The sequence below is a fragment of the Peribacillus sp. NPDC096540 genome, from assembly GCF_050278525.1.
Classification (GTDB): Bacteria; Bacillota; Bacilli; order Bacillales; family DSM-1321; genus Peribacillus.
In genome coordinates, this window is sequence record NZ_JBNNTG010000098.1 from 1 (window position 1) to 2,658 (window position 2,658).

Below are 2,658 nucleotides of genomic sequence, written 5' to 3' on the forward strand. Positions count from 1 at the left end.
CCTCACCCAGCCATAGAATCAGTATGGACAGTTTTCCACCATTTTCATTCTCTGTGGTGCAGCGCTGGTCGTGCGCTGCATGGTTGGCTAACGGGTGCGTTAGTTGAAGATCAGAGCTGTCTTTAAGCAGATTTTCTTTATGCACCTATCGGGACAGGATAGTTCCATAAGCGTAGTGTAGTCGTACTGTGTGGTAGAAAATTATGGTATGCTTAGTCCATCTGTAAAGGTGGTTACTATTATGACTTTTAATGGCGGCGATGCAATATTTTCGATATTTTACCTTATTTGTATATTTGGGATATTTTCTGGAGTGTTTTTTCTTGTACGGTCACTCGTTACTAAACAGCCAAGTAAGTCAGATCGTATCGAACAAAAACTTGATAGAATAATTGTGTTACTTGAAAAGGATAAGAAAGAGTAATCTTTTTTGTCCTTTTTAACATAATTTTTACGTCTCAGTTTGTGTCAACTCTACAAGCCTTATAGAACTAACCGGTGCTTTACTTCAATTGCAGGGGGATAATTAAGCTATGTTAGATTTTCTTTTAGGCATTCTTTCCGCAGGATTCGGTGATAATTCTTTGCATACTCGAAAAATTGATCGAAATATAGAAATGTTGAAGAATCATACTTGGTTTAAAGATATATACGAAGATGAAAAATATCATCGATTGTTTTTTGTAAATAGAAATGTTAGGCAGTATTTACAAAGTACAATGCGTGTTAAAAGAATTATAAAAAGGGAAAAATCTCAAAGAGTATTTCTTGTATTTTTAAATAAACAGTTAAAAAAGTAAAATATCCTTAATCAACTCACGGGTGCTTTAGTTCAATAAGGGAGGTTGCTGAAGCAACCTTTTTGTTATGCAACTAAAGGGGCAGTTTAGTTTAATAAGAATAATTACATAATAATATCGGAGGTGTTGGAATGATTACGGTTAAAAATACTGAAAGTTACCTTAAAGATAAGATTAGTGAAGATGCCAATGATATAAAAAAAGTTTGGGAAACATTTAAGGATTTTTGTAAAGAACCAGTTGAGGGAGAAGAAGATAAAGAAATTCTATTTCAATGTGGTATTTATGATTTTACTGGAGAGGAACTATTTCATTTTGATTTTGTACGTCAATTTACTGTTTATGAAGAAGACGAGTATTCTCGTATGGAACAACTTCACTGTGAATTTTTATTTAAACCAACAGTTGAGTTAAGAAGGTTAGAGGTAGAAGAATGGTCAATGGATTATGATGATATAGATGGTTTTTTAAATCATATAGAAAACCTTCAGGAGTTTAAAATACCTTTGAATTTAAAGCCAATAAAATCAGAAATATATCAAGAAGAAGTTTAAACCTTATTTCACTAACGGGTGCATTAGCTGAAGATCAGAGCTGTCTTTAAGGTAGCTCTTTCTTTATGCAACTATCGGGGCAGGTTAGTTCTAGAAGGGAATATTATGAAACTATTGGGGCTTCTATCCGTAGAATTTAGAGAGAGGGTGTGTATGTATTGATGTTTTCACGGTGGACGTTTCTCCAAGGGATTATAGTAATCATTTTAGGAATTCTCGCATTTATAACCGATTATTTTAAGAAAGATATGGCAACGTCAATTCCATCAAACACTGTAAATACAGTACAGATGTTAATGACACTATTATTTATTATTGCTGTTATTGGTTTATTTAGCTTATTTATGTTTTTTCAGTCTAAGAAAAGTGATACTTTTTTATTGCATCCTATTTGGAAAAAAATGCACATAATAGTATCTTTCCTATTGGTTATATCAATAGTTGTATTTATTAGTGCATTTTTTATAAGTCCCCTCAGTGAAGTAATTCAAAGTAGTAGGTGGATCTTATTCATAACCATCTATTATTTTCTATTTTTAATAAACATTTTAGTTTTAACCTTAATAAATAAAATAAAAAAGAATACAATTTCAAATGCGAAAAAGGTTAAATTATCATTTATATGGACAGTAATAGTGCTCTTTGCAACTATTTTTTTTATTTAACCTTAACTAAAATTCATTTTGAATCAATAGAACAACGGGGCAGGTTAGTTCATTTGCATGTTATGATGGAAAAAAATAGATTTTTAGGAGGATTAAAATGGTTACATGCTATCTGAAATATGTTATTGACCCTTATAAAGTAGAGGAATTCGAGGAATACGGTAAGATATGGATTCGATTAGTTAATAAATTGGGCGGTACACATCAAGGTTATTTTCTTCCACATGAGGGCGCTAATAACATTGCTTATGCCTTATTCACTTTCCCAAGTTTAGCAGCATATGAAGAGTACCGAGTAAAAATGGCATTAGATGCAGAGTGTCAGAAAGCTTATAAATTTGCAGAAGAAACTAAATGTATTTTAAGTTATGAGAGAAGCTTTATGCGCCCTGTATTCGAGTGAGTGAACAGATCAAAACTTATACATATCTTGTTAAGCTAACGGGTGCGTTAGTTGAGATCCGGAGCTGCCATTTGGTGGCTTTTTTCCTTAATGAACTAAAGGGGCAGGTTAGTTTAAGTAGCGTAGTTTATTCGAACTATTGGCATATAAAATTATCCATTATGTTACAATTAAATTGGATATTTTAATGAAAACCCACTATTTTAATAAGGTTCTATATCTTACCTAGCAAGGAA

4 protein-coding genes are annotated in these 2,658 nt (G+C 32.2%); all 4 read left to right on the plus strand.

Annotated features, from left to right (window positions below; translation table 11 throughout):
* The first annotated feature begins 241 nt into the window (after nucleotides 1-241).
* Nucleotides 242-424 carry a DUF4083 family protein gene (locus tag ACQKMR_RS28295; RefSeq protein WP_201254753.1) on the plus strand — a complete coding sequence of 61 codons (183 nt, stop codon included), beginning with the start codon at nucleotides 242-244 and terminating at the stop codon, nucleotides 422-424.
* A gap of 109 nt (nucleotides 425-533) precedes the next feature.
* Nucleotides 534-800, plus strand: coding sequence for a hypothetical protein (locus ACQKMR_RS28300; RefSeq protein ID WP_427700234.1), 267 nt, complete (start codon nucleotides 534-536; stop codon nucleotides 798-800).
* A 131-nt stretch (nucleotides 801-931) separates the two neighbouring features.
* A complete protein-coding gene (locus ACQKMR_RS28305; RefSeq protein ID WP_427700235.1) occupies nucleotides 932-1,354 on the plus strand; it encodes a hypothetical protein in 423 nt (140 codons plus the stop codon).
* A 762-nt stretch (nucleotides 1,355-2,116) separates the two neighbouring features.
* The gene (locus ACQKMR_RS28310) at nucleotides 2,117-2,422 is read left to right on the plus strand and encodes an NIPSNAP family protein (RefSeq protein WP_427700236.1); all 306 of its coding nucleotides are present in this window, start codon (nucleotides 2,117-2,119) and stop codon (nucleotides 2,420-2,422) included.
* Nucleotides 2,423-2,658 lie beyond the last annotated feature (236 nt).